The sequence below is a fragment of the Pseudomonas umsongensis genome, assembly GCF_002236105.1.
Taxonomy (GTDB): Bacteria; Pseudomonadota; Gammaproteobacteria; order Pseudomonadales; family Pseudomonadaceae; genus Aquipseudomonas; species Aquipseudomonas umsongensis.
Genome location: NZ_NIWU01000004.1, coordinates 24669 through 50737, shown reverse-complemented (window position 1 = coordinate 50737; position 26069 = coordinate 24669). Strand labels below are relative to the sequence as shown.

At 59.9% G+C, this 26069-nt stretch carries 20 protein-coding genes and 1 pseudogene; 6 read left to right on the top strand and 15 right to left on the bottom strand.

What is annotated here, in order from left to right; translation table 11 throughout:
* Positions 1-84 precede the first annotated feature (84 nt).
* The gene (locus tag PSUM_RS20065) at positions 85-735 is read right to left on the bottom strand and encodes a hypothetical protein (protein ID WP_020797571.1); all 651 of its coding nucleotides are present in this window, start codon (positions 733-735) and stop codon (positions 85-87) included.
* 255 nt (positions 736-990) lie between these two features.
* Here PSUM_RS20065 and cobG point away from each other — a divergent pair, with 255 nt between their 5' ends.
* The 6 genes from cobG to PSUM_RS20035 all read left to right on the top strand — a co-directional run bounded on the left by cobG (position 991) and on the right by PSUM_RS20035 (position 7154).
* Positions 991-2346, top strand: coding sequence for a precorrin-3B synthase (gene cobG, locus PSUM_RS20060; RefSeq protein WP_052024685.1), 1356 nt, complete (start codon positions 991-993; stop codon positions 2344-2346).
* Entirely contained in the window at positions 2339-2965 is a 627-nt protein-coding gene (locus tag PSUM_RS20055; protein ID WP_020797568.1) for a precorrin-8X methylmutase, read from the top strand. Before cobG ends, PSUM_RS20055 begins: the two co-directional genes overlap by 8 nt.
* The gene (locus PSUM_RS20050; protein WP_033043996.1) at positions 2965-3696 is read left to right on the top strand and encodes a precorrin-2 C(20)-methyltransferase; all 732 of its coding nucleotides are present in this window, start codon (positions 2965-2967) and stop codon (positions 3694-3696) included. Before PSUM_RS20055 ends, PSUM_RS20050 begins: the two co-directional genes overlap by 1 nt.
* The gene (cobJ, locus tag PSUM_RS20045; protein ID WP_020797566.1) at positions 3696-5405 is read left to right on the top strand and encodes a precorrin-3B C(17)-methyltransferase; all 1710 of its coding nucleotides are present in this window, start codon (positions 3696-3698) and stop codon (positions 5403-5405) included. Before PSUM_RS20050 ends, cobJ begins: the two co-directional genes overlap by 1 nt.
* Positions 5406-5589: 184 nt before the next feature.
* Entirely contained in the window at positions 5590-6417 is an 828-nt protein-coding gene (locus tag PSUM_RS20040) for a hypothetical protein (RefSeq protein ID WP_020797565.1), read from the top strand.
* Between the two features lie 59 nt (positions 6418-6476).
* A complete protein-coding gene (locus PSUM_RS20035) occupies positions 6477-7154 on the top strand; it encodes a hypothetical protein (protein WP_020797564.1) in 678 nt (225 codons plus the stop codon).
* 26 nt (positions 7155-7180) lie between these two features.
* Here the strand turns inward: PSUM_RS20035 and PSUM_RS20030 are convergent, their stop codons facing one another.
* The 14 genes and pseudogenes from PSUM_RS20030 to PSUM_RS19960 all read right to left on the bottom strand — a co-directional run bounded on the left by PSUM_RS20030 (position 7181) and on the right by PSUM_RS19960 (position 25814).
* Positions 7181-7777, bottom strand: a complete 597-nt coding sequence (locus PSUM_RS20030) for a MarC family protein (protein ID WP_008058841.1) — start codon at positions 7775-7777, stop codon at positions 7181-7183.
* Positions 7778-7841: 64 nt separating this feature from the next.
* Positions 7842-10619, bottom strand: a complete 2778-nt coding sequence (locus PSUM_RS20025; RefSeq protein WP_083350075.1) for a hybrid sensor histidine kinase/response regulator — start codon at positions 10617-10619, stop codon at positions 7842-7844.
* A gap of 99 nt (positions 10620-10718) precedes the next feature.
* A complete protein-coding gene (purD, locus tag PSUM_RS20020) occupies positions 10719-12011 on the bottom strand; it encodes a phosphoribosylamine--glycine ligase (protein WP_020797562.1) in 1293 nt (430 codons plus the stop codon).
* Positions 12012-12200: 189 nt separating this feature from the next.
* Entirely contained in the window at positions 12201-13808 is a 1608-nt protein-coding gene (gene purH, locus PSUM_RS20015) for a bifunctional phosphoribosylaminoimidazolecarboxamide formyltransferase/IMP cyclohydrolase (RefSeq protein ID WP_083350076.1), read from the bottom strand.
* A gap of 81 nt (positions 13809-13889) precedes the next feature.
* Positions 13890-14210 (bottom strand): DNA-binding transcriptional regulator Fis, encoded by a 321-nt coding sequence (fis, locus tag PSUM_RS20010; protein ID WP_015093301.1) that lies wholly within the window; start codon positions 14208-14210, stop codon positions 13890-13892.
* Complete coding sequence (gene dusB, locus PSUM_RS20005; protein WP_020797560.1) at positions 14207-15217, bottom strand: tRNA dihydrouridine synthase DusB; 1011 nt, start codon at positions 15215-15217, stop codon at positions 14207-14209. The genes fis and dusB overlap by 4 nt, the downstream gene beginning before the upstream one ends.
* Positions 15218-15402: 185 nt before the next feature.
* Positions 15403-16635 (bottom strand): DUF3426 domain-containing protein, encoded by a 1233-nt coding sequence (locus PSUM_RS20000; protein ID WP_020797559.1) that lies wholly within the window; start codon positions 16633-16635, stop codon positions 15403-15405.
* A gap of 30 nt (positions 16636-16665) precedes the next feature.
* A complete protein-coding gene (prmA, locus tag PSUM_RS19995; protein ID WP_020797558.1) occupies positions 16666-17544 on the bottom strand; it encodes a 50S ribosomal protein L11 methyltransferase in 879 nt (292 codons plus the stop codon).
* A 286-nt stretch (positions 17545-17830) separates the two neighbouring features.
* A complete protein-coding gene (gene accC, locus PSUM_RS19985; RefSeq protein ID WP_020797557.1) occupies positions 17831-19189 on the bottom strand; it encodes an acetyl-CoA carboxylase biotin carboxylase subunit in 1359 nt (452 codons plus the stop codon).
* A 17-nt stretch (positions 19190-19206) separates the two neighbouring features.
* A complete protein-coding gene (accB, locus tag PSUM_RS19980; RefSeq protein ID WP_007971363.1) occupies positions 19207-19671 on the bottom strand; it encodes an acetyl-CoA carboxylase biotin carboxyl carrier protein in 465 nt (154 codons plus the stop codon).
* A 48-nt stretch (positions 19672-19719) separates the two neighbouring features.
* Positions 19720-20172 carry a type II 3-dehydroquinate dehydratase gene (aroQ, locus tag PSUM_RS19975; RefSeq protein ID WP_020797556.1) on the bottom strand — a complete coding sequence of 151 codons (453 nt, stop codon included), beginning with the start codon at positions 20170-20172 and terminating at the stop codon, positions 19720-19722.
* Between the two features lie 132 nt (positions 20173-20304).
* On the bottom strand, positions 20305-22047 hold the full coding sequence (locus tag PSUM_RS19970; protein WP_083350077.1) for a protein-disulfide reductase DsbD: 1743 nt from the start codon (positions 22045-22047) through the stop codon (positions 20305-20307).
* Positions 22048-22145: 98 nt separating this feature from the next.
* Positions 22146-22652, bottom strand: a pseudogene (locus tag PSUM_RS32655) (methyl-accepting chemotaxis protein); the annotation flags it as partial.
* 1491 nt (positions 22653-24143) lie between these two features.
* Positions 24144-25814, bottom strand: a complete 1671-nt coding sequence (locus PSUM_RS19960) for a response regulator (RefSeq protein ID WP_083350078.1) — start codon at positions 25812-25814, stop codon at positions 24144-24146.
* Positions 25815-26069 lie beyond the last annotated feature (255 nt).

Sequence of the window (26069 nt, the reverse complement as noted above, 5' to 3'; positions counted from 1 at the left end):
TTGCATTCGCCCGTCGTCGTCGATGAAATCGCGTTCAAGGGCGATGGCTGCCCTGCAAAATGATGGGGATTTAATCTGCTTCGCTTAAGGGTTGTTTTTTAGCAGATCGAATCTCTTCATTTTGATCTCGCGACGCTTTTTATCAATAAGCGTTCTTTTTGTTCCAAGTATTCTTTTATCCAGTTTGAGATAGGCTCGTTGCTGGATGATCGTGGCGGAGCGCTTTTCCGATTCGACGTACAGGAAGTTACTTTCATTGGTAGACGCTACCAATTCAAGATTGAAAACCGCTATTTCCAGACAGCCCTTGGCGTCATAGCGGACGGGAATAACCTGAAAGTGTCGACCCCGGAGACTCTCCTGGTCCAGAGAGAGCAACGCGGGTTTGTCGGGTTTCAGGGCGTCGAGCGTGTCGATCATCGCGTTACCTTGTCGGCTGTCGGGCATCTTCCCGGCGCTCTCGACCAGGAAATCCGCAACGTTTCTCAAGACATCGTGACGGGTGCGGGTAAAGATTGCATCCTGGAAGACAGACCACCCCAGGAAACTCAGCGTCGTCATATATTCATTCAGCCACTTTGTCGAATCGACAAAGCGACTGCAGGCCGTGTCGGCGGATTGGGTGGCGATCTGTGTGCAGTGGGTCAGGTCGTCATGATCCGCAAGTGATATGTCCTCAATGCTTGAAAGCAGAGTGGGACCGGTCAATACGCCGGAGAAGTTCCTACTGTTCATATTCAGTCCTTGAATAAAATTTTAGTGGAGGAAGTGGTCTTCCTGGTGGAGAAAGTACAGCAGCCTGCCTGCGGCTAAAATAACGTTGGCTTGAAGAACTGCTACTGGCTGTTAAATACACTGCGCAGTTGTCTTTGAAACGCAAGTGCCGGTGGGCGTTTCAGACTTCAGGCGAGCGACCGTTGACCTTTGGGCGAGCGCGCTTCGTCGTCAATCCACTTGAGCTTTTTCATCCCGCCGGACAAAGCAGGCATAATGCGCCCCTTCGTCCCGTTGCCGGTCATCCCCGTGAATTCACCTCAGACATCCAGTCCCTTGCGCCCATCGGCCTGTCCCGGTTTGTTGCGTGTCGTGCAGGCGCTGGATGGCGGTATTTGTCGGATCAAACTTGCCGGCGGGGCTATTCGTGCAGATCAGGCCGTGGCGGTGGCTGATGCCGCCGAACGCTATGCCGGTGGCGTGATAGAGGCGACCAACCGCGCCAATCTGCAAATTCGCGGAATTGGCCAGCAGTCCACCGCGTTGATCGAGAGGCTGCTGGCTGTCGGGTTGGGGCCGGTCAACGTCGCTGGCGATGATGTGCGCAATCTGATGCTCAGCCCAAGCGCCGGCATTGACCGGCACATGCTGATCGACAGCAGGCCCTTGGCCCGAGACATTCTCGACAGCTTGCAAACCCATGCGCGCTTCCATGAGTTATCGGCCAAGTTCGCCGTGCAACTGGATGGTGGTGAAGCCTTGGCAATGCTCGAGCATCCCCATGACCTCTGGCTGAGTGCGGCTGATCGAAATGGCGAGCCTGTGCTGGCCTTCGGTCTGGCGGGGTGCCCCACCGATGCGCCGTTGGCAGCGGTATTGCTGCGTGACGGACATGCGTTGGTGATGGCGGTGTTGGAGTTGTTTCTCGAACTTGCACGGCCGGATCAGACGCGGATGCGACATCTGCTGACTGAGCATTCGCTGGATTCACTGTTGCAACGGCTGGCCGGGCGCGTGCCCTTGTTTGCCATGGAGCCATGGCAGCGCTCGACTGCAACTGCGCGTTTGCACATCGGCAGTCATCCGCAGCGTCAGGAAGGCCTTGTCTATGTCGGCGCGGTGCCTGCGCTGGGGCGACTGGACCCGACGATGCTCAAGGGGGCGGCTCATCTGGCCGAGGCGTTTGGAGATGCCAGCCTGCGCCTGACCCCTTGGCAAAGCCTGTTGCTGCCAAATATTCGCCATGAAGATTCACCAGCCCTGCGTCAACAATTGCAGGCATTGGGTTATCTGGTCGACGCCGATCAGACCCTGGCCCATCTGGTGGCCTGCACCGGATCGGCCGGTTGCGGCAAAGGCTTGGCGGATACCAAGGACGACGCGCGGCAACTGGCCGAACGGCTGCGTGATCAATCCGCACAGGCGCAGGTTCACTTGTCTGGCTGTTCGCGCTCCTGCGCGTGCGCGCACACGGCGCCCGTCACATTGTTGGCGACGCGCCCTGGTCACTACGACCTCTATTTTCGCGATGCCGCGCAGCCGGGTTTCGGCGCGCTGCACGCTCGCAATCTTACTATTGAAGCGGTCGCGGCCTTGCTCGATGCCCGCTCACGGAGCCCCCTTGATGCTTGATTACATCCGCGACGGTCAGGAGATCTATCGCAATTCCTTCGCGATCATCCGGGCCGAGGCCAACCTCGAACGCATTCCGGCCGATCTGGAAAAACTCGCAGTCCGTGTGATACATGCTTGCGGCATGGTCGATGCTATCGATGGCCTGCAGTTTTCCACGGGCGCGGGCAAGGCCGGGCGCGATGCGCTGGCCGCCGGCGCGCCGATTCTGTGTGATGCGCGGATGGTGTCCGAGGGCATAACCCGTGCGCGTTTGCCAGCGAACAACCCGGTCATCTGCACCCTGCGAGATGAAAGCGTTCCACAGCTGGCGCGTGAACTGGGCAACACCCGTTCCGCCGCGGCACTGGAACTGTGGCGTCCTCATCTGGAAGGCAGTGTCGTGGTGATCGGTAACGCGCCGACAGCGCTGTTTTACCTGCTTGAAATGCTCGACGCCGGTGCGCCCAAACCGGCGTTGATCCTTGGTTTCCCCGTGGGCTTCGTTGGCGCCGCCGAATCCAAGGCAGCACTGGCCGCCGACAGTCGTGGCGTGCCGTTCGTTATCATGCAAGGTCGGCTGGGCGGTAGCGCCATGGCCGCCGCCGCCGTCAACGCCCTCGCCACGGAGATCGAATGATGCAGCAACCTGGACGTTTGATCGGCCTTGGCGTGGGGCCGGGTGACCCGGAACTGATTACGGTCAAGGCGCTGCGCCTGCTGCGCGAATCGCCGGTAGTGGCGTACTTCGTCGCCAAGGGTAAGAAGGGCAACGCTTTCGGCATCATCGAAGCGCATTTGCAGGACGCCCAAACCTTGTTGCCACTGGTGTACCCGGTGACCACCGAAGCGTTGCCGGCACCACTGTCCTACGAGCAAGTGATCAGCGATTTCTACGATGCGGCCGGTGAAGAGCTGGCCGCGCATCTCGATGCGGGTCGTGACGTGGCAGTGATCTGCGAGGGCGATCCGTTTTTCTACGGCTCCTACATGTACCTGCACGATCGGCTGGCGCAACGGTATGAGGCCGAAGTGGTGCCGGGTGTCTGCTCCATGCTCGGCGGTGCTTCGGTACTGGGCGCGCCGTTGGTGTATCGCAACCAGAGCCTGTCGGTGCTGTCCGGCGTGCTGCCTCACGAGGATCTCAAGCGTCGCCTGGCTGACGCCGATGCGGCAGTGATCATGAAACTGGGCCGTAACTTCCCGAAAGTCCGTCAGGTGCTGGAAGAACTCGGATTGGCCGAGCGAGCGCTGTATGTGGAGCGTGCGACCATGGCCAACCAGAAGATCGTGCCGCTGGATCAGGTCGAGCCTATGTCGTCGCCGTACTTCTCGCTGATCATCGTTCCCGGTGAAAGGTGGCAAGGCTGATGACTCGTCCAGCTCCGGCCATTGTCATTCTCGGCAATGGCAGCCTCGCCACCGCGCGCAGCATTCAACGGCTGTACCCCGGCGCCTTGATCCACGGCCTGGACGAACGCGTCGTCGGTGCCGATCGCACTTACCGCGAGTTCGGTGCGACATTGCGTGAGCTTTATCAACAAGACACGCCGATCATCGCCCTGTGCGCAGCCGGTATCGTCATTCGCACCCTGGCGCCGTTGCTAATGGAGAAGGGGGCCGAGCCACCCGTGCTCGCCGTCGCCGAAGACGGGAGCGCCGTGGTGCCGCTGCTCGGTGGTTTGGCTGGCGTGAACGTGTTGGCGCGGGAGGTTGCTGCGGCACTGGACGTTTCAGCGGCGATCACCACCAGTGGCGAATTGCGTTTTGGTACCTGCCTGCTGAATCCACCCAGCGGTTATGCCTTGGGTGATCTTGAGCTGGGCAAACGCTTCGTTTCCGATTTGCTCGCCGGTGAGTCGGTGCGAATCGAAGGGGCCGCGCCTTGGTTAGTGCAGGCGCAGTTACCGGAAAACCCGCAAGCGCGGCTGGCCGTTCACGTCGGTCATGCCGAGCGTACGCCGGCTGCCAATGAGCTGCTGATTTATCCACGCAACGTGTTGGTCGCGGTCGGTGCTGGCGTGGTTGATGTTCCCGGTACAGTTCGCGAGGCTTTGCATCAGGCAAAAATCGCCGTGCAGTCGTTGGCCTGCCTGCTGGCTGCCGATAGTGAAATGTCGAGTCCAACACTGCGTGAAGCGGCGCTTGAGTTGGGTGTGCCGCTACGTTTTGTCGATGATGTTGGCGCGGCCAGTAACCTGATGCGTAACGCCATCGAACAGCCTGTTTCCGTGTTTGGCGATGAGGCCGTTGCCATCGCAGTTGCCAAGCAGCCTTTGGACCCCTCGTCGATTGGCCGTCCTCGCGGTCGCCTGGCGGTGATCGGTCTCGGCCCCGGCGCCGCCGATCTGATGGTGCCTGCGGTCAAGGCGGAACTGGCCCGCGCCAATGACGTTCTCGGTTATGAAACCTATGTGCGCATGGCGGGACCGTTCCGTGCGGATCAGGTCCTGCACTGCACCGACAACCGTGAAGAAATGCAGCGTGCCCGCCACGCCTTTGAGCTTGCGGCGCAGGGTCGCTGCGTAGTGGTCGTATCTTCCGGGGACCCCGGTGTCTTTGCCATGGCCGCAGCGGTACTCGAGGCTCTGCATGAGTCCCGCGATCCAGCGTGGCACAACGTTGATCTGGAAATCCTTCCGGGCGTTTCGGCATCGCTGGCAACGGCTGCCCAGGCAGGCGCCCCGTTGGGGCATGATTTCTGCGTACTGTCGCTTTCGGACAACCTCAAGCCTTGGGACATCATCGAGAAGCGCCTGGACCTTGCGGCGCAAGCCGACCTGGCGATGGCTTTCTATAACCCGATCTCACGTTCCCGGCCTTGGCAGTTGGGGCGTGCACTGGAAATCGTCGCGCTGCATCGTGCTGCTGACACACCCGTCGTGTTGGGACGCGATGTAGGGCGCCCGGGGCAGACGTTGCGGGTCACGACACTCGGTCAATTGACGCCGGATCAAGTCGACATGCGAACCATGGTGTTGATTGGCTCATCCACGACTCGCGTATTTGCTCGGCCTCAGGGATCGTTGTGGGTGTACACGCCACGTAGCTACGGTGACAAGTTGGTCGATATCAACTAGACAAGTCGCGGTCATATAGGTCGGATTATTCGGGTCGTTTCGCTCGAATAATCCGTCTGTTCGCGGGGTGGTGCCGGCTTTACATATATGGTCATTTAATTGGGTTTGTTGCTCGGTGAGGGGGTGGGTTAGATTCGTTAATACGCCCAGGAGGGCTGTAGACGAACTTAAAGGAATGTTGAATATGGAAAGTTTTGAAGATACAAGCGCTCTCAAGGGTTGCACGGATTTGGGAAAGGCGCGTATTGCCAGGGCCAAGGCACTGTTGGTTAACGCTCCCCGTGCAAGAGGTCTGGTGGGTTCCGCTGATTTGGCGGCGTCGAGTCCTACCAAGGAACTGGATGCTTTGGTTTTAGGTAATTCTCTCATCGGTTACGGCGATGGTATTTCGCTCGAGAACATGATGATTATCGAAAACCTCATCAGTTTTTCGAAGCTGGAAGCTGATCACGAAACTAAAAATGATCCGAACCCTGCGGCCTGGCATCGAGCATTTATCAATTGCATGTTGGACATGGGATGTTCTGTTCCCATCCATGCGAGCCTGGAATACAAAAAGCAGTCTGGCTCGGGGACGATGAAAAATGTCGTCACGTCCATTGTCCAGGCAGGGATTGCTGCGGCAGTAGCCGCCATTCCCGGTGCAACGGTGTTGAGTGCCGTGGCAGACTCCACCTTGACGGCTTTGGAAAAGGAACCTGATACAGTCAAGTTATTCAATTACGATGTAGTGACAGCAAAAGGTGTGAAGCTGGCCATATTGCCGTGTGAGCAAGCGAATAATGGTCTCATTATTGTTTCTTTTTCGTCTATTAATCATGAAAGCAATACGTTCGGTGGTGAGGTCCTTTTCTTTGATCTCAAAGTCACTAATGTTGATATTTACCAGGGTTCGAATTATCTCACCTTTAATCCTTTTGCCTATGCTGAAGTAAAAGATGATATTGAGTCTGTCCTTGGCTTGCGGCGCAAAGAGATGCGCAGCAAACGATTTGCGCGGCACAGGAAGTAAAAGATAGCCAGCCTTGGCCAGAGGCGTTTGCCTCTGGTTTGCACGATGGATATAGACATATGGACTATTCGATTTACATCAATGGATGTTGCATGCTGGCTTTATCAAAAGAATTGTCGTTCGCCACAAAACAAGATGTGATTGATGCTTTGCTTTTTACTCAGCTTGCTGCCGATGAAGAATTTCCTGACGAGCCGAACGGCCTGGATTGGTTCGAGGCTTACAAAAGTATCTTGTATGAGTGTGGCTGGGTCTACGATCGGCAAAATGTGACGACCGGTACGTTTACATCCATGGCCGAAAAGACGTTCTCGTTGAGAGAGGCGTTTGCGACGGTCTTTGAAAACAATCTGGATAGTGAGCAGGCGACTGTTTTACTGGCAGTGCTGGATAAGGTCGCCGCGTTGCCGGACAAAATGAACCTGGAGCAGATCTTCCGCCAACAGGCAGCGCTGAATGTGAAGGGGATGAAGCGCATCAGGGCGTGCATTGGTGTGGTCAATGAACGTGGGTCCTTGAATAGCGCTTCGGTTTTTTTTGATACCCGCGGATCAGTCGGCAGGCTATTCACGGGGCGTGAGTTTGCTTTCAGTGATCTGCATGGCGCGGTGAATGCCTATTTTTACACCGCTCGTTTCAATGCAGGCATCTATGGCGAGTACAGGGCGGATACCGTGCAGTGGTTAGGTGCACGGCGGCAGTCGGAACATCTCGAGATCGCGAGCCTGACGATTTAGCAGGTCCTGGCAGGTGCCTTGTGCAATCAGGGCACCAAATACCCCTTCACCCCGGTAAAGATGATCTGCGCCGCCAACGCACACACGAACAAGCCCATCAGCCGGCTGACGATCTGCAAGCCCTGGTCGCCTAGAATGCGTTCGATACGGTTGGACAGGTACAGCACCACGCCGACGGTGAAGCTGGCCAGGGCAATACTGACGATAGCCGTGAGCTTATCGTCCCAGTGCGGCTGACTAACGCCCATCACCAGCAGGGCGCCAATGGTGCCGGGGCCGACGGTCAGCGGAATGGTCAAGGGGACGATGGTCACGTCCTGCTGCACATTATCGGTCTGCACCGCCGACTTGCCTTGCGCCATCCCCAGCGCCGAGATGAACAGCACGCTGCCGGCGCCGATCCGGAAGGCATCCACGGTGATGCCGAATACGCTGAAAATCACGCGTCCGAACAGATACAGCAGGACGCTGGAGACCAGCGTGGCGATGGCCACCTTCCACGCCAGTCGGCGTTGTTCCTTGCGCGAATAACCGCGGGTCAGGCTGATGAAGCAGGACAACACGAAGAATGGGCTATAGAGCACCAACATCTTCAGGTAAACGCTGAACAACACGTGGAGCATGGGGCAGGCTCACTGGTGGGAGGAAGTCGAGGGGAGTCTAACAGGCGCCGTGGAGTCTGTCGGCTCAGGACGTAGGCGTCGTCGCGCGGTTCTGCTGATCGCGCTGGGCAACCCAGTGTTCGATCAATTCGCGCAACTGCGAGAGCTCAACTGGTTTGGCCATATGCCCATCCATGCCAGCCTGGCGTGCACGCTCCTTATGCTCAGCGAGGATGTGCGCGGTCAACGCTACTACCGGGGTGCGGGATCTTTGATTGCCTACTTCCCAGGCGCGCAGTTGCTGGGTCGCCGAAAAACCGTCGAGGATCGGCATTTCGCAATCCATCAGGACCAGGTCGTAGCGATGCGCCTTCATGGCCACCAAGGCTTCTTCGCCGTTGCTGGCGGTGTCCGGTTGCAGATTGAGCTTGCCCAGCATGCCGCGGATGACCTTGGTCGAAATGCTGTTGTCTTCAGCGACCAGAATGCGGAAATCGCTGGGTACCTTGATCGGCAGAGGCGGACCGGATGGCAGGTGTTGCGGCACCGCCAGCCCTTTGTTGCGCTGGGTCAGTTCATCGGCCAGGGTCGTCTTGAGCGTATAGCCGGCCACCGGTTTGGCAAGGATGCGTTTGATCCCCGAATTGCGCGCGATGATCTTGCTCGGCGCATTGCTGATGCCGGTCAGCATGATCAGCAGGATGTCATGGTTCAGGCTCGGGTCTTCCTTGATCTTGGCGGCCAGTTGCATGCCGGTCATGCCAGGCATGTTCTGATCCAGCAGGACCACATCGAAGTAGTCACGCAGGTGCGCCTTGGTGCGCAACAGCGCCAATGCCTCCTTGCCCGACGGTGCCGCGCTCACGTTCAGGCCCCAGGCGCTGCATTGCTGCACCAGCACTTTGCGGCAGGTGTCGTTGTCATCCACCACCAACACCCGTGCACCCTGCAGGGGGCCATCGAGGTCGCAGGTTGGATGCTCCAGTCGGTCCGGGTCCAGGGGCAAGGTCAGCCACAAGGTACTCCCCTGGCTGTTACCACTCTTGATGCCGAATTCACCTTGCATCAAGCGGATCAACTGACGGGCGATCACCAGCCCCAGATTACCGCCCAGGTGGTTGGTAGAGAGGAAATGCTTGCTGTGCAGTTCAGCCTGCATCAGCGCGTCGCGCTCTTCGACGTCCATCGGTTCGCCGCTGTCCTGCACGGCGATGCGCAAGCGTGGATGGCTGCTGCGTTCGTCGAGGGCGACGACGATCAGGATCTCGCCTTCGTCGGTTTTCTTCAGCGCGTTTTCCAGCAGGCTCAGCAATGTCTGGCGCAGGCGCGTCGGATCACCGCTGATGACGCGCGGTACTTGTGGCTGAATGAAGCTGATCAGTTCGACGTTCTGCTGCTCGGCCTTGGCGCGGAAGATGCTCAGGCAGTCTTCGATCAGTGCGTTGAGGTCGAACTGCACATCGTCCAGTTCGATCTGACCGGACTCGAGTTTGGAAATGTCGAGAATTTCGTTGATCAACGTCAGCAGTTCGTTGCCTGCGCTATGGATGGTCTGCACATAGTCGCGCTGCTTGACCGACAGTGGCGTGCCCAGCAGCAACTCGGTCATGCCCAGCACACCATTCATCGGGGTGCGGATCTCGTGGCTGATTTTCGCCAGGAACTCGGCCTTGGCATTGATCTCGGCGTTGCTGGCCGCCAGGTCACGACTGATGCTGAAACGCGCTTCGGTGATGCTGCGCTGGCGTTCGCTCAGGGCGATGCTCATCAACAGGCCACTGATGCAGATGAACACCAGCAGGGTGGTGATCAGGTCATGGGGTTCGATCAGGGTCAGCCCCAGCAAGGCGGGCAGGATGATCAGGGTGCCCAGGTTGAACACCACCATGGCCGCCACGAACAGTCGCGCCGGGCGATAGCCTTTTTGCCAGTGATAGGTGCTGACAAACAGCATGGTCAGGCCCGCCAGGGCGACCAGGGCGTAGGTGATGATGTTCAGTGGCAGCGTGTTGACGAACAGCAGCAGCAGGCTGCAGATCATGATGAACAGGATGTCGCCCACGATCAGCTTGTTCAGCGGATGCGGTCCGAGGGGCTTGAAGAAGCGATAAGCGAATATCAGGCCGCTGGGGGCCGTCAGCAGCAAGGCGAGGTAGGCGCCGGGCGTCTGCACGGCCTGCCAGTCCGTGATCCAGGGTCCCGCCAGGTTCAGCAACAGCACCAGGCTGAGCCCCAACAAGGCTTCGCAAACCGCCAACCAGACACTGCTGGTCGAACGCGTATAGGCATAGCGGAGGAGGTTGTGCAGGATCAGCATGCCGATGCAGCCCAGTAGCAATCCATAGATCAGCGTCTGGTTCTGGTTGGCTGCGGTAATGACCGCCGATTGCAAGGTGATGTAGGGTCGCAACTGGTGTTCGGAAACCAGTCGCAGGTAGACGTCCAGGGGCTTGTCGCTTTGCGGCAGCGGCAGCATGAAGTCGCTGCTGGGCAAGGGACGGTCCGCCAGGGGTTGTTCGTTGCCTGTATGTGACTGGTCAATCAGCTTGTCGCCGTCCAGCACATACATGTTGAAGTGCAACAGATCGGGCGCGAACACCCGCAGCAATTGTTCATGCTTGCCCGGTGCGAGCCGGAAACGCAGCCACAGCGCACCGTCGGGCTCGGCCGCCATAAGGTGGTCGAGTTCGATGGGGCTGAATTGGTTGGTGTAGCGGGCGGAGCGGATGTCGCTCAGCTGCAGGTCACCCTGTTCGTCGAGCAATACCGCCCAACCACTGCCTTGCGCGGCTTGGGCCGGGAGCATGCAGAGCAAGGTCAGCAACGTGACGGTTAGACTTATGGCAATCCTGAGCCAGCGCACGGCGAAATCCCTTCGTAGGTTAATGCCAGAATATAACTATGCGCGGCGCCGGAATAGCCAGGCAAGGGGGGTAAGCCCCTGCCTGTCGCAATTGTTGCCTTATTCCTGTTCGCCGCGCTCGCGGGCAATGGCGCGGTAGCCAATGTCCTTGCGATAAAAACAGCCTTCCCAATCGATTTTGGCCGCCAGTTTGTAAGCCTGTTGTTGCGCCTCATCGACGCTGGCGCCCATGGCCGTGGCGCAAAGCACCCGGCCACCAGCGGTCACGACTTGACCGTCCTTGAGCGCGGTACCGGCGTGAAAGACTTTGCCGTCCAGTGCCGCCGCCGCATCCAGGCCATTGATGGCCACACCCTTGGCGTAGTCACCAGGATAGCCGCCAGCGGCCAGGACGATGCCGACGCTCGGACGTGGATCCCATTGCGCTTCGACCTTGTCCAGCGCCTGCGCCAAGGCTGCTTCGACCAGCAATACCAGGCTCGACTGCAAGCGCAGCATGACGGGTTGGGTCTCCGGGTCACCGAAACGGCAGTTGAATTCGATGACCTTCGGGTTGCCGGCCTTGTCGATCATCAAGCCCGCATACAGGAAACCGGTGTAGACATTGCCTTCCTCGGCCATGCCGCGCACGGTCGGCCAGATCACCAGGTCCATGACGCGCTTGTGTACTTCGCTGGTGACAACCGGGGCAGGGGAGTAGGCACCCATGCCGCCCGTGTTCGGACCAGTGTCGCCGTCGCCGACGCGCTTGTGGTCCTGGCTGGTGGCCATCGGCAGGACGTTCTTGCCGTCGACCATGACGATGAAGCTGGCTTCCTCGCCGTCGAGGAACTCTTCGATCACCACGCGCGAACCGGCGTCGCCGAAGGCATTGCCTGCCAGCATGTCACGCACGGCGTCTTCGGCTTCGGCCAGGGTCATGGCGACGATCACGCCTTTGCCGGCAGCCAGGCCATCGGCCTTGATCACGATCGGCGCACCTTTTTCACGCAGATAAGCCAGGGCTGGCTCGATCTCGGTGAAGTTCTGGTAGTCGGCGGTCGGGATCTTGTGACGAGCCAGGAAGTCCTTTGTGAAGGCTTTCGAACCTTCAAGCTGAGCAGCGCCTGCGGTCGGACCGAAGCAGTCCAGGCCGCGGCTGCGGAACAGATCCACAACACCTGCGACCAGCGGTACTTCCGGGCCAACGATGGTCAGGGAAACGTTTTTCTCGGCAAAGTCCGCCAGTTGCTCAAGGGCCAGTACGTCAATGGCGACGTTCTCGCATTTGGCTTCGATGGCAGTACCGGCGTTGCCCGGTGCCACGAACACCTTCTGCACTCGAGGATCCTGAGCGACTTTCCAGGCTAGGGCGTGTTCACGGCCACCGCTGCCAATGATCAAAACATTCATTTCAAAAACCTCGGATGACGCTAATTCTGTTTTAGAACCTAAAGCGCTTTACGCTGTAGGAGGTCGCAATGAAACCGGTAGATGCAAGGCGGAGGCTACCTTGATGAGCGGAGTTGCCTTTTGGCAATGAGCATCATCAAGATAGCCTCCAACGCAGCAGATGCCGGTTTCAGTGCGGCCGTTGTCTGATTAGTGACGGAAGTGGCGCATGCCGGTGAACACCATGGCGATGCCGGCTTCATCCGCCGCAGCAATCACTTCAGCATCACGCATCGAGCCACCTGGCTGGATCACCGCCGTGATACCGACCTTGGCCGCATTGTCCAGGCCGTCGCGGAACGGGAAAAATGCATCGGAAGCCATTACCGAGCCAGCTACCTGCAAGCCAGCATGTTCAGCCTTGATCGCAGCAATGCGCGCAGAGTTCACACGGCTCATCTGGCCAGCGCCGACACCGATGGTCTGACGGTTCTTGGCGTAGACGATGGCGTTGGACTTGACGTACTTGGCAACTTTCCAGGCAAAGATCAGGTCATGGATTTCCTGTTCGGTCGGCGCACGCTTGGTCACGACCTTCAGGTCATCGGCGCTGATCATGCCGATGTCGCGGCTCTGCACCAGCAGGCCACCGTTGACGCGCTTGTAGTCCCAGGCAGCAGCGCGATCGGCCGACCACTCGCCACAGGCCAGCAGGCGCACGTTGGCCTTGGCGGCGACGATGGCGCGGGCTTCTTCGCTGACGCTCGGGGCAATGATCACTTCGACGAACTGACGCTCGACGATGGCCTTGGCGGTCTCGGCGTCCAGTTCGCGGTTGAAGGCAATGATGCCGCCGAATGCCGATTCGGTGTCAGTAGCGTAGGCCAGGTCGTAAGCCTTGCGGATGCCGCCTTCGGCGTCCGGGCTGACGGCCACGCCGCACGGGTTGGCGTGCTTGACGATCACGCAGGCTGGCTTGACGAAGCTCTTCACGCACTCCAGCGCGGCATCGGTATCGGCCACGTTGTTGTAGGACAGCTCTTTGCCTTGCAGCTGGGTCGCGGTGGCGATGCCGACTTCGGCAGGCTTGGCTTCAACGTAGAACGCCGCGCTCTGGTGCGGGTTCTCGCCGTAGCGCATTTCCTGGGCCTTGATGAACTGGCTGTTGAAGGTGCGCGGGAATTCGCTGCGACCTTCCGTGCTGAGGGTCTCAGCAGCCTGGTTCACGGTGCCCATGTAGTTGGCGATCATGCCGTCGTAGGCGGCGGTATGTTCGAAGGCCTTGAGCATCAGGTCGAAACGCTGGGCGTAGGTCAGGCCGCCGGCCTTGAGGTTTTCCAGGACGCTGGTGTAATCGCTGGCGTTGACCACGATGGCCACGTCCTTGTGGTTCTTGGCTGCCGAACGAACCATGGTCGGGCCGCCGATGTCGATGTTCTCGATGGCAGTCGGCAGGTCGCAACCTGGTTTGGAGATCGTTGCTTCGAATGGGTACAGGTTGACCGCTACCAGGTCGATCGGCTTGATGCCGTGCTCGTTCATGATGGCGTCGTCGATACCGCGACGACCGAGGATCCCGCCGTGGATTTTCGGGTGCAGGGTTTTCACCCGGCCGTCCATCATTTCGGCGAAGCCGGTGTAATCCGCGACTTCCACTGCGGCAACGCCGTTGTCCTGCAGCAGCTTGAACGTCCCGCCGGTGGAAAGGATCTCGACACCCAGGGCTTCAAGCTCCTTGGCAAATTCGAGGATCCCGGTCTTGTCGGAAACACTGATCAAGGCGCGGCGGATCGGCAGGCGGGTAGTCTGGTCGGTCATCTCAATTTCCATCAAAAGCAAAGGAGTCAGCAAAAAAGGCGACCGGTCTTACGCGGGCGCCTTTCTGGTTTGATTGAATGCTTACAGCAAATCGTACTGCTTGAGTTTCTTGCGCAGCGTGCCCCGGTTCAGTCCGAGCATTTCGCTGGCCTTGGTCTGGTTGCCCTTGACGTAGTTCATCACGCACTCGAGCAGGGGAGCCTCGACTTCGGAGAGCACCAGGTTGTACACATCCGTGACGGCAGCGCCCTCAAGGTGGGCGAAATAATTGTGCAGCGCCTTCTCGACACTCCCGCGAAGGGTCTGGCCTTCTTCGCTTGGTGTATTGAGGTGCTGTTTCAAATTCACGTTGTCGCTCACGGGCGTTGTTCCACTCACTAAAGTCTCGGTCATCATCGTCATGCGGCCACCCACTCTCCGTCCCCTGTCAGGCTCTTGTAACGCCCGGCAAAGAACTCCCGAACGTTGGCGCATTGTGCTTCCGTACCATCCAAACGATTGAAGTGGGCGCGAAACTCCCTGGCGCCCGGCAAGGTTGCGAGATACCAGCCCACATGCTTTCGAGCAATGCGTACGCCCATCACGTCTCCATAGAAGGCGTGCAGCGCAGCCAGATGCTCTAGCAGGATGCGTTCCACCTCGATCAGGTCCAGCGCCGGGAGCTTCTCGCCGGTACGCAGGAAATGGTCGATCTCGCGAAAAATCCATGGCCGCCCCTGGGCAGCCCGGCCTACCAACAGGCCATCGGCGCCCGTCGCGTCGAGCACGTACCGGGCCTTTTCTGGCGAATCGATATCGCCATTGGCGAAGACCGGCATCGACACCGCCTGCTTGATCGCGGCAATGGTGTCGTACTCGGCTTCACCGGTATACAGGTCGGCACGGGTGCGTCCATGCACCGCCAGGGCCGTAATGCCTGCCTGTTCAGCGATCTTCGCCACCGTCAGGCCGTTCTTGTTGTCCCGGTCCCAACCGGTCCGGATCTTCAGGGTAACCGGCACATCGACCGCGGCCACCACGGCCTGCAGGATCTCGGTTACCAATGCTTCATCTTTCAACAGTGCCGAGCCTGCTGCCTTGTTGCAGACTTTCTTGGCCGGACAACCCATGTTGATATCAATAATCTGTGCGCCCAGCTCGACGTTCGCCCGGGCGGCATCCGCCAGCATCTGTGCGTCACCACCGGCGATCTGCACCGAGCGTGGCTCGGGATCACCTGCATGGATCATGCGCATGCGCGACTTGCGGGTGTTCCACAGACTCATGTCGCTGGTGACCATCTCCGAGACGACCAGCCCCGCGCCCAATCGCTTGCACAGCTGGCGAAAGGGTTGGTCGGTGACGCCCGCCATCGGGGCGAGAATCAAGCCGTTGTGTAATGTATATGGACCGATGCGTACCGCCGACATAGGACTTCCCTGGTGTGGGGCCGGATCATGAGAGTTCGAAAAAGGGTTGGCATGATACCCGCTCTCGATGACTGGATAAAGGCTGAATTGAACAAAATCTGAACAGTTATTCTGTTATTGCCAGCGGTTTGGTCCGGGCGGGCAAAGACAGGAAGTCGTCGTCAATTGTCGGTCAGTGAAGCGTTTCACTCGGGCGAGTGGAAACTCAGGCTGTAATTTACCGCCTTGGCACCAGGATCGAGGATGTCGAGGGCGATGTGGATTGGCGTTTGCGGAGGCATTTCCACCTTGCCTTCAAGATCGCCATTGAGGTATTCGCCGGGTTTGAAGCGGCGGCTGGCAATCAGGTGGCCGTTGAGATCGGCAAAGCGTAGCTCCAGCAGCGGGAAAGGCTGCGAGAATGGTGCGCGGTTATAGATGATCGCATCGACCACCAGGGCGCCGCTGAACTCAGGATGGCTGCGGACCACCAGGTTGCTGCTCTTGATTTTCGCGATGTCGACCTTGGAGGGCACCGTGCAGCCGATTTGCGGGCACAGTTGCTGGAACCAGGGGCGGTACTGGTCCTGGCGCGCCAGTTCGTCGAAATGGTAGGCGACGTATTGGCCTGCGAGTGCGCCGGCCCCCAGCAGGATCAACAACAGCCAAAACAGTCGACGACCCCATGGTGAGCGACGTTTCTGCCAATCCAGTTGCAGCGGATCGTCGGTCAGGTCCTGCAGTACTTCGGCACGAACCCCTGGTTCGCTGCGTTCGCGACGCTTGCGCGGCGGCTCGATCGAAGGCAGGTCGTCATCGATCTCTGCGGTCGCCGTCATGCGTTCGTGATGTACCGGGGCGACGAGCGGATCGTTCAGGCGCAGCTGCGGGGGCTGCGGTTCGTCGTCCAGATCCACCGGTTCCAGTGATAGCGACGGTTCAGTACGCGACGGTTCGTTCGGTGGCTGCGGTGTATCAAGCACGTCAAGCGCGTCAAGCGTGTCGGCCGCTTGGGCGCGATCGGCAGCCGATTCGCTGAACAGGCTGTCGGGCCATGGGGCTTCGTCGTGCTCGGCGCTATCGCGGCGAGCGCTGAGCGTGTCTTCGCGGTGTCGGCCGAACTCGGTGGTCGGCTGGATTTCCCGCTGTTCAAGCCGGGCGAGTTCTTCGTCCAGGTCGAGACTGTCCAGATCCAGCTCGGCAGCGCTCCATTGTTTCTGGCTGATGGCGCGCTGCGGCGGCGGTTCGACGGTTTCCAATGGGGCTGGCGTCGGCGCGGGTGCTTCCTTGCCGGCCTGCTCCAGCAGTTGCTTGGCGGCGTTGAACACCTGCAAGCATGAGCCACAACGAACAACCCCGCGCGCCACGCTCAACTGGGCATGGTTGACGCGGAAGCTGGTTTGGCAATGCGGGCACTGGGTGACGAAGCTGTCGGTCATGCGGCGATCCGGTAGATGCAGGCGTCCATTCTAGCGCCGACGGCCAGTGATGCGCACCCAGCCATCGCGATTGGCGATCGGGTCCAGATCGAAATCCTTGGCATAGGCTGCGGCCACTTCATCGCCTTGCTCGGCAAGAATGCCCGAAAGCGCCAGGCGACCGCCCTGCCGGACCAGGCCCGACAACTGCGGCGCCAGCGAAACCAGCGGTCCGGCCAGAATATTGGCCACCAGCACATCGGCCTGAACCTGCGGCAGATCTTCAGGCAGGTACAGCGGGAACAGCTCGTCTGCGATGCCGTTGCGCCCGGCGTTGTCACGAGAGGCTTCCAGCGCCTGCACGTCGATATCGGTGCCCACGGCCTGCTTGGCGCCCAGCAGCAGCGCGGCAATCGCCAGAATCCCCGAACCGCAGCCGAAGTCCAGCACGTTGCAGTCTTTGAGGTCCTGACCGTCGAGCCATTCCAGGCACAAGGCGGTGGTCGGGTGAGTGCCGGTGCCGAAGGCCAGGCCCGGATCCAGCAACAGGTTCACGGCGTCTGGCTCGGGAGCTGCGTGCCAGCTCGGCACGATCCACAGGCGCTGACCGAAACGCATGGGCTGGAAGTTATCCATCCAGCTGCGCTCCCAGTCCTGATCTTCGATGACTTCGCTGTGATGCTCGGGCAGCGGGCTGCCAGTCAGCAACTCAAGGTGGGCCAGGACCGGGCCTGGCTCGGTGCCGCCTTCGAACAGCGCCAGCAGGTGAGTGTGGGACCACAGCGGCGTGGTGTTGAGTTCGGGCTCGAAGATCGGCTGGTCTTCGGCGTCCATGAAAGTCACCGACACGGCGCCCACTTCAAGGAACGCGTCTTCGTAGGTTTCGGCTTGTTCTGGGCTGATGGCGAGACGGACTTGCAGCCAAGGCATGGCGGGCACCTTTGAAAAATATTGATTGCAGCCTAGCGGTCTGCGAGAAGCGCGCAAGTTTACGCGAGCGCGGAGGTTTTGTGGGAGTGGCTTGGTCCCAAGCATCAATGCATGCCCTGTGGGAGCGAGCCTGCTCGCGAAGACGGCATGCCAGTCAGCATTGATGTTGAATGTGCTGGCCTCTTCGCGAGCAGGCTCGCTCCAACAGGGAATGTGTTGTGGTTCGGATGAAATGTCCAGAAACAACAAAGCCGCCCGAAGGCGGCTTTGTTGATCGGGTCGAAGCTTAGTGCTTCTCGCCAGCCAGCTTGTGCTCGAGGTAGTGAATGTTCACGCCCCCTTCGCAGAAACCAGCATCGCGGGTCAGGTCGCGGTGCAGCGGGATGTTGGTCTTGATCCCGTCGACCACGATCTCGTCCAGCGCATTGCGCATGCGCGCCATGGCTTCGTCACGGGTTGCGCCGTAGGTGATCAGCTTGCCGATCAACGAATCGTAGTTCGGCGGAACGGCATAACCACTGTACAGGTGCGAATCGACGCGAACGCCATTGCCGCCTGGTGCGTGGAAATGCTTGACCGTGCCAGGGCTTGGCATGAAGGTCTTCGGGTCTTCGGCGTTGATCCGGCATTCCAGCGCGTGACCGCGGATGACCACGTCATCCTGGGTGAACGACAGCTTGTTGCCGGCGGCGATGCTGAGCATCTCCTTGACGATGTCGATGCCAGTGACCATTTCCGAAACCGGGTGCTCTACCTGGACACGAGTGTTCATCTCGATGAAGTAGAAGCGGCCGTTCTCGTACAGGAACTCGAAAGTGCCTGCACCACGGTAACCGATGTCGATGCACGCCTTGACGCAGCGGGCGAGAACTTCCTGGCGAGCCTGTTCGTCGATGCCCGGTGCCGGCGCCTCTTCAAGCACCTTCTGGTGACGGCGTTGCAGCGAGCAGTCGCGGTCGCCCAGATGGATAGCCTGGCCCTGGCCGTCGGACAGAACCTGAACTTCCACGTGACGGGGGTTAGTCAGGAACTTTTCCAGGTAGACCATCGGGTTGCCGAACGCTGCGCCCGCTTCGGAGCGGGTCAGTTTCGCCGAGGAAATCAGGTCTTCTTCCTTGTGTACCACGCGCATGCCGCGACCACCGCCGCCGCCGGCGGCCTTGATGATCACCGGATAACCGACTTCGCGACCAATGCGCAGGGCGGTTTCTTCGTCTTCCGGCAGCGGGCCGTCGGAGCCCGGAACGGTTGGAACGCCGGCGGCGATCATCGCGTGCTTGGCCGAAACCTTGTCGCCCATCAGGCGGATGGTTTCAGCTTTCGGGCCGATGAAGGCGAAGCCGGAGTTCTCGACCTGCTCAGCAAAATCAGCGTTTTCTGCAAGGAAACCGTAGCCCGGGTGAATGGCGGTGGCGCCAGTCACTTCGGCCGCGGCGATGATGGCCGGGATGTGCAGGTAAGAGTGGGCCGCCGATGCCGGACCGATGCAGACGGATTCGTCTGCCAGGCCCAGGTGCATCAGTTCCTTGTCCGCCTTGGAATAAACGGCGACGGTCTTGATGCCCATCTCTTTGCAGGCGCGCAGAATCCGCAGTGCAATCTCACCGCGGTTGGCGATCAGAACTTTTTCCAACTTCGCAGTCATCAAAGGCGCTCCGCGGTTCAAACGATGGTGAACAGCGGTTGGTCGTACTCAACCGGCTGGCCGTCTTCGACGAGGATGGATTCGATCACACCGCTGGTTTCAGCTTCGATGTGGTTCATCATCTTCATGGCTTCAACGATGCACAGGGTGTCGCCTTTCTTCACGGTCTGGCCGACTTCCACGAAGGACGGCGAGGTTGGCGAAGACTTGCGGTAGAACGTACCGACCATCGGCGAACGGGCAACAGTGCCGTTCAGTGCTGGCGCGGCGGCAGCCGCAGGTGCGGCAGCAGCAGCCGGAGCGGCGGCAGCGACAGGCGCGGCAGCCGGAGCAGGCATAGGAGCCGGCGCGTAGTACTGCTGGGCCGGGGTCTTGCTATGACGGCTGATGCGTACGGACTCTTCGCCTTCCTTGATCTCGAGCTCGTCGATGCCGGACTCTTCCAGCAATTCGATCAGTTTCTTAACTTTACGGATATCCATGAATCATCAACTCCCAAGGGTCGGTCAGGGGCGCTTAACGCTTGTTGTTCAAGCTGTTGCCGGTCTTTCAAGCTGCTCTAGGGCGGCCTCCAGGGCCAGTCGGTAACCGCTGGCGCCAAGGCCGCAGATCACTCCCACCGCTACGTCGGAGAAGTAAGAGTGATGGCGGAAAGGTTCGCGTTTGTGCACGTTAGACAAATGCACTTCGATGAATGGGATGCTCACCGCCAGCAGCGCGTCACGTAATGCGACACTTGTATGCGTAAAAGCTGCTGGATTGATCAGAATGAAGTCCACGCCTTCGCTGCGGGCGGCATGGATGCGGTCGATCAATTCGTACTCGGCATTGCTTTGCAGGTGCAGCAAATGATGGCCGGCTTCGCGGGCGCGGCGCTCCAGGTCCTGGTTGATCTGCGCCAGCGTGGTAGCGCCATAGGTGCCCGGTTCGCGGGTGCCGAGCAGGTTCAGGTTGGGTCCGTGCAATACAAGTAGCGTCGCCATCGGCTGTTCCTTGGTTATCCGTGTGCATTTGTCAGAACCCGGCGACTATGCCGCAAAGCCTTTGTGACTGTCCAGTTCTCTGCAATAGGCAGCACGATGACCGATGTTTGCGCGAGATATATGACTGCCTGATTAAATCCGGTCATTCGCCTTGGCGACACGATCGGCGAAATCCCTGGCAGTGATCTCGCCGATAACCCGCACATCGACACGTTCGACACCGTCCTTGCCGAAAAACATCAAGGCTGGAGGGCCGAACAGTTGGTAGCGGTCGAGGAGGGCGCGTTGTTCGGCGTTGCTGGCCGTGATGTCAAAGCGGATCAGCCGATAACCCTTCAGGCGTTCGATGACGATCGCATCGTCAAGCACCTGGTGTTCGATGACTTTGCAGCTGATGCACCAGTCGGCGTACCAGTCGAGCAGTACCGGCGTGCCGGACGCCCGGGCTTCGGCGAGCACCCGGTCGAGGTCTGTCGCGGTGGTGACGGTTTGCCAGGCGCTATTTTTTTGCGTAGACACCTCGCCAACCACCACGGATGACTGGCCGATTGGGTTGAACGGATCGATCTGGCCGCTAAAACCGCCGTACCAACAGGCCAGCGCATAAAACAGCAGGAACATTCCGAGCAATTGGCCCAGGCGTTTTCGCGGCGGTTTGTAGACGAACTCCAGTGCCCCGAGGAACAACCCGACGCCAGCGGCCAGCAGGCCGATCAGCAGCAAGGTGATTTGCCCCGGCAGCACTCGGCTGAGCAGGGCAATCGCCAGGCCCAGCAACAACACGCCAATCGCGTTTTTCACGTAGATCAGCCACGGTCCGCTTTTCGGCAACCAGGTGGCACCACCGGTGGCCACCAGCAAAAGCGGTGCGCCCATGCCCAGGCCGAGCATGAACAGTTTCAGGCCGCCGCCCAGCGCATCGCCGCTGGCGCTGATATACAGCAGCGCACCGGCCAACGGCGCGGAGACACAGGGCGAAACCAACAGGCTGGAAACCACGCCCAATACCGCGGCGCCCCACAGCGAACCGCCTTCGGTGCGGCCGGCAATACGGTCCAGTCGACTGCTGATGGCGTGCGGCAACTTGAGTTCGAAAACGCCAAACATCGCCAGGGCAAACAGCGCAAAAAACATTGCGAACGGCACCAGCACCCAGGCCGATTGCAAGCGTGCCTGCAGATTCAGTTGGGCGCCGAACAAGCCCATGAGCGCGCCCAACAATGCAAAACAGGCGGCCATCGGCAGCACATAGGCCAACGACAGGTTGAAACCACGCCAGCCGCCGACTTGGCCACGCAACACCACGCCGGAAAGGATTGGCAGCATTGGCAGCACGCACGGGGTAAAAGTCAGTCCCAGGCCCGCCAGGAAAAATAGCGCCAGCTCGCGCCAGTTCCAGGCGTGGGTTGTCGTCGGGCCGTTGCCGTCGATGCCCAGGCGCTCGGTTTCCGGTGGATAGCACAGGCCTTTGTCGGCGCAGCCCTGGTAGGTCACGATCAACGTGAAGGCGCGTTGATCGGTGCGCGGCAGTTCTACATCGAGTACGCCACGGTAAACCTCGACATCGCCGAAGTACTCATCGTGCTTTTGTTCGCCCTTGGGCAATTGCGCCGGGCCGAGGGTGACATCGGCCGGGTCGGCGCGGAACTGGTAACGATGCCGGTAAAGGTAATAACCCTCGGTGGCGACGAAGCGCAGTTTGATCGATTGCGGCGTGCTTTCTACCAGGCTCAACTGAAAGGCTTCGCGCACCGGCAAGAAATCGGCACTGTTATTGATCGAGCCCAGGGTCGAACTGGGGCGACTCTCCAGCAAACCGCCGGCGGTGGCAGGCAGGGCGAGTACTAAAAGCAGCAGGTAAAGCAAACGGCGCATGACGATCTCGCGTATCGGAATTGGGGGGATGATAGCCGAGTGCGCGAGACAAGGTGATCGTTCCCACGCAGAGCATGGGAACGATCAGGAGGGGGCAGTCAGACGCGGAAGGCCTGAACGGCAGTGTGCAAGCGCCCACCCAACACCATCAAATTCTCCCCCTGCTCACGCCCCTGGCCGATACGCAGCAAATTGTCCCCACCCAACTGGTGAATACGCTCGCTGTGATCGCGGATTTCACTGACGGCACCGCTCTGCTGGGCAGTGACATCGGCGATGCGTACCGCGGTATCGGAAATGGTCTGGATTGCCCCGACGATTCTATCCAGCGCACCGTCCGCCGCCTGCGCCTGGTTGGCGGTGGCTTCGGCATGCTCGACCTGCGCGCGCATGCCTTCGACCGATTGGCGCGCCGCGGTTTGCAGGCCGGCGATCAGGCTCTGGATTTCGGCCGTGGCCCCAGCGGTGCGTTGTGCCAGCGAGCGCACTTCTTCGGCCACTACAGCAAAGCCACGGCCCATCTCACCGGCCCGGGCCGCTTCGATGGCGGCGTTCAACGCCAGCAGATTCGTCTGGTCGGCAATCGAGCGGATCACCGTCAGCACGCCACCGATGGTCGCGGACTCTTCAGCCAGGTGCTCGATCATCTGCGCATTGCCTTGCACTTCTCCTACCAGGGCATGCAGGCCGGTAAGACTCAGGCCAATGACTTTCTGGCCATGTTCGACCGCCTGGCCAGCATGGCGACTGGCCTCGGCGGCCTGGCTGGCGTCGCCGGCGACTTGCTGGATGGTCGCCTCCAGTTCGCCAAGGGAGTCTCGAATCATTGCCGTGTCGCCGGCCTGGTGTTCGGCGCCGCTGTGCAGGTCATTGCTCAGTTCCGCCAGGGTTCGACTGCTGCCGGCGACCTGTTCGGCGTTGCGACGAATGGTCCCCACCAGGTCCACCAGGTAGGCGCGCAAGCGGTTGAGCGAGGCTTCGATGTCATGCAGTTCGCGATTGGTGTTACCCAGTTGGATGTCCCGGCTGAAGTCGCCTTCCGCCCAGGTCGACAAGGCTGGTGCGAGGTTGGTCAGGGTCCGGGCCAGGCGTCGTTGCAGGGTGTCGATCAGCAGGGCGATCAACAGGATCAAGCCGATCATTACCCCTTGTATCAATCGCACCTCACTCTGGATCTCCCCGTGTTGGGCGCGTACCACCGGCTCCAGCCCGGCGATGGCTTGTTGCACGGCGGCGATTTTCAGGTGCGTCGCGGCACTGAGTTCGGCGCGTTTGTGGATTTGCTCGCGGGTGCGCGAAAGTTCCGCAGGGTAGCGGCCGAGCAGGCTGTTGAGCTCACGCTTGATCCCCACGCCGGCGTCTTCGGCGGCGGCTTTCTCGGTGTTCTCCAAGCCCATCATCGCGGCGAAATCATCGGTGTTCGATTCACTGCTGGCCGCCACGCCCAATAACGGCAGGGCATCCAGCTGTTCGGCCTGTGCGCGGATGTTGGTGATTTCGCGCTCGACATCGGCGGCCAGTTCGCTGCGGCCGCTGCTGACCAATTTGTCCCGGGCCAGTGACAGTTTGCCCAAGTGCTGGGAGGCGCTGAGCAGCGGAGTCAGGTAGCTCGCGTTGCCACTGGCGTACTGGCTGAGTTGATCAAGGCTGGCCCCCAACTCGCGTTCGGCTTGCAGGAGCAGGGCCTGTGGGTCAGCGGCGAGCTTGCCGGCGGCCAGCAGATCGGTTTTGCTGAATTCATCCAGGTTCGTCAGGCTCGGCTGCAAGGTTTCAGCCAGGGCCGGTGGAAATTCGCCGAGTTCCTTGTGCAGTTTGTCGATGGCCTGGCTGGCGCTGCTCAAGCGCAGCGCATCGCCACTGGCGAGGTAATCCTCGATGTTGCGCGCCACGTCACTCTGGAATTGCTGGGACAAGCCCAGGTAGCGCTCCATTAATAGATAGGGGCGTTCGAGGGCTTTTTGCGACCACCAGAGTGTGGCGCCAAGCGCTACGCAGACGGCAACTAAAAGAAGGGTATTGAGATTGGTTAGCAGTTTCAGGCGCATCAAGGACTACCAACGGCAGAATGGTAAGTGCCTGAAGTTATTGCGTTTCTGTTACAGGGTTATGACTGTCTCGGTCTGTTCCGATGAAAAGGTGGCACTTTGCTTTGATGTCCGGGAGGCCTGCACCCGGTTGCGCCCCGCGCCTTTGGCACGGTACAGCGCCTCGTCCGCCTGGCTGGCCATCAACAGGCTGTCGGAGTGTTCGCCGAGGTCCACCACGCCGGCGCTGAACGTGCACCAAAGGTCCTGTGGTTGCGCGGGATAATGAATCTCGGCAAAACGCTTGCGGATGTCATCGAGCACTTTGACGGCAGCTTCAAGGTCGGTATCGGGCATGACAATGGCGAACTCTTCGCCACCGTAACGGCCAATGAAGTCGGTCTTGCGCAAGCGCTGTTTGAGGAACAGCGCGAGGCTCTTGATCACCCGATCGCCCATGGGATGGCCGTGGCTGTCGTTGACGCGTTTGAAGTGGTCGATGTCGAGCATCGCAAAGCTCAGCGGCTTGCCCTCGCGGCGAGCGCGAAAGCTGCAGTCTTCGAGCAATTGCAGGATGTGCGTGTGGTTGTACAGGCCGGTGAGGCTGTCGCGCACCATCCGCGCCTTGAGGTTGCGTGCCCGTGCCGCCCGGTTACGCACGGTGGTGATCAGGTGCCGGGGCTTGATGGGTTTGGTCAGGAAGTCGTCGCCGCCCTCGCTCATGGCATCGAGTTGCTTGTCCAGGTCGTCCTCGGCCGACAGGTAAATGATCGGTACGCTGACATAGCGGTCGTTATGGCGGATCACCTTGGCCAGTTCCGTACCGGTGCAGGCCGGCATGTACATGTCGAGGATGATCAGGTCCGGTTGAAAGTCCGCCAGTTCGGCCATGGCCTGGATCGGCTCGATCAGTGTCCGGGTGATGATCCCGGCGCTGTTGAGCAGGCGCTCAGTGTGCAAGGCTTGGGCGCGCGAGTCGTCGATGATCAGCACTTTATAGGGCTCGTACTGGGCGACGCAGGTCAGTACTTCAATTTTTTCCAGCAGGCTCGACGCTTCAAGGGTGCCGGTGAGGAACTCCTGGCCGCCGGCGCGCACAGCGGCGAGGCGGGTCGGGGTGTCGGTTTCATGCAGGCTGAAAAACAGCAGCGGCAAACGCTGGTCGAGACCTTCCTGGGCTTCGGCCGCCAATTTCAGGCCGACGCCAGGGCCGCTGAAGTCAACGTCCATGACGATGGCGGCTGGTAGGCGCTCGACCATTGATGAGCGGAATGCCGGCACGCTCTCCAGGGACTGGGCACTGAGCCCGAAAAACTCCAGCTGCTTGGCCAGTCGCTCGGCACGGTCATGATCCTGCAGCATTACATAGACGGGTTTGCGCAAGGGCGGCAGGAACGTTTGGTCCAGCTGATCACCATGGCGCAGGCCGGTGCGCGACAGGCGTTGCATCAGTCGATTGAGGTCGCTGATCAGGCTGCTGCTGAGGCGACCGCGATTGGCGTCGACAGCCTCCAGCGACAAGCCGATGTGACGCGCCAGTTGCGAATGCTCCGGTTGTTCGAAGCGTTCAGCGAAGCGTAACAGTCGCAGGTTGGCCTCGCTCAGTTCCGCCAGCTCCTGGGTCGACCATTCATTGCGTTGCAGGCGTTGCCATATCTCAAGAATCTGACGTGCTTGATGAATTACCCGCTGGGCAAAGTGATGCTTGAGGCGCTCGCGGCTGGGGTCTTCTGGCTCGGTCATATCCTGACTACTGGTTAGGGGGTACGCTGAGGACGACTGGTGGCTCTATGCTAGCATCTCTTTTCCATTACATGAGTGTTGTACGTTAATAATCTGTGACACCCACCCATTCAGTTTCCGACCAATCAGTCGTCAATTGCCTGCCGGTTCTTGCGAAGGTCCCTGCAATGCGGGGGCTGGCGAGCCTCGAGTCCGATCCTGAGGTCCTTGGGGGCCAGCACGCAGGGCTGCAATGATCGATAGTTCGTTGCTGGA

Excerpts from the sequence above, each read along its gene's own strand:
- PSUM_RS19970 (WP_083350077.1), bottom strand. The coding sequence starts at position 22,047 with ATGCGCCGTTTGCTTTACCTGCTGCTTTTAGTACTCGCCCTGCCTGCC.
- purH (WP_083350076.1), bottom strand. The coding sequence starts at position 13,808 with ATGACCGACCAGACTACCCGCCTGCCGATCCGCCGCGCCTTGATCAGT.
- PSUM_RS20065 (WP_020797571.1), bottom strand. The coding sequence starts at position 735 with ATGAACAGTAGGAACTTCTCCGGCGTATTGACCGGTCCCACTCTGCTT.
- PSUM_RS19960 (WP_083350078.1), bottom strand. The coding sequence starts at position 25,814 with ATGACCGAGCCAGAAGACCCCAGCCGCGAGCGCCTCAAGCATCACTTT.
- accC (WP_020797557.1), bottom strand. The coding sequence starts at position 19,189 with ATGACTGCGAAGTTGGAAAAAGTTCTGATCGCCAACCGCGGTGAGATT.
- dusB (WP_020797560.1), bottom strand. The coding sequence starts at position 15,217 with ATGTCGGCGGTACGCATCGGTCCATATACATTACACAACGGCTTGATT.
- fis (WP_015093301.1), bottom strand. The coding sequence starts at position 14,210 with ATGACGATGATGACCGAGACTTTAGTGAGTGGAACAACGCCCGTGAGC.
- cobG (WP_052024685.1), top strand. The coding sequence starts at position 991 with ATGCGCCCCTTCGTCCCGTTGCCGGTCATCCCCGTGAATTCACCTCAG.
- accB (WP_007971363.1), bottom strand. The coding sequence starts at position 19,671 with ATGGATATCCGTAAAGTTAAGAAACTGATCGAATTGCTGGAAGAGTCC.
- PSUM_RS20030 (WP_008058841.1), bottom strand. The coding sequence starts at position 7,777 with ATGCTCCACGTGTTGTTCAGCGTTTACCTGAAGATGTTGGTGCTCTAT.
- PSUM_RS20035 (WP_020797564.1), top strand. The coding sequence starts at position 6,477 with ATGGACTATTCGATTTACATCAATGGATGTTGCATGCTGGCTTTATCA.
- PSUM_RS20050 (WP_033043996.1), top strand. The coding sequence starts at position 2,965 with ATGCAGCAACCTGGACGTTTGATCGGCCTTGGCGTGGGGCCGGGTGAC.
- purD (WP_020797562.1), bottom strand. The coding sequence starts at position 12,011 with ATGAATGTTTTGATCATTGGCAGCGGTGGCCGTGAACACGCCCTAGCC.
- cobJ (WP_020797566.1), top strand. The coding sequence starts at position 3,696 with ATGACTCGTCCAGCTCCGGCCATTGTCATTCTCGGCAATGGCAGCCTC.
- PSUM_RS20055 (WP_020797568.1), top strand. The coding sequence starts at position 2,339 with ATGCTTGATTACATCCGCGACGGTCAGGAGATCTATCGCAATTCCTTC.
- prmA (WP_020797558.1), bottom strand. The coding sequence starts at position 17,544 with ATGCCTTGGCTGCAAGTCCGTCTCGCCATCAGCCCAGAACAAGCCGAA.
- PSUM_RS20000 (WP_020797559.1), bottom strand. The coding sequence starts at position 16,635 with ATGACCGACAGCTTCGTCACCCAGTGCCCGCATTGCCAAACCAGCTTC.
- aroQ (WP_020797556.1), bottom strand. The coding sequence starts at position 20,172 with ATGGCGACGCTACTTGTATTGCACGGACCCAACCTGAACCTGCTCGGC.
- PSUM_RS20040 (WP_020797565.1), top strand. The coding sequence starts at position 5,590 with ATGGAAAGTTTTGAAGATACAAGCGCTCTCAAGGGTTGCACGGATTTG.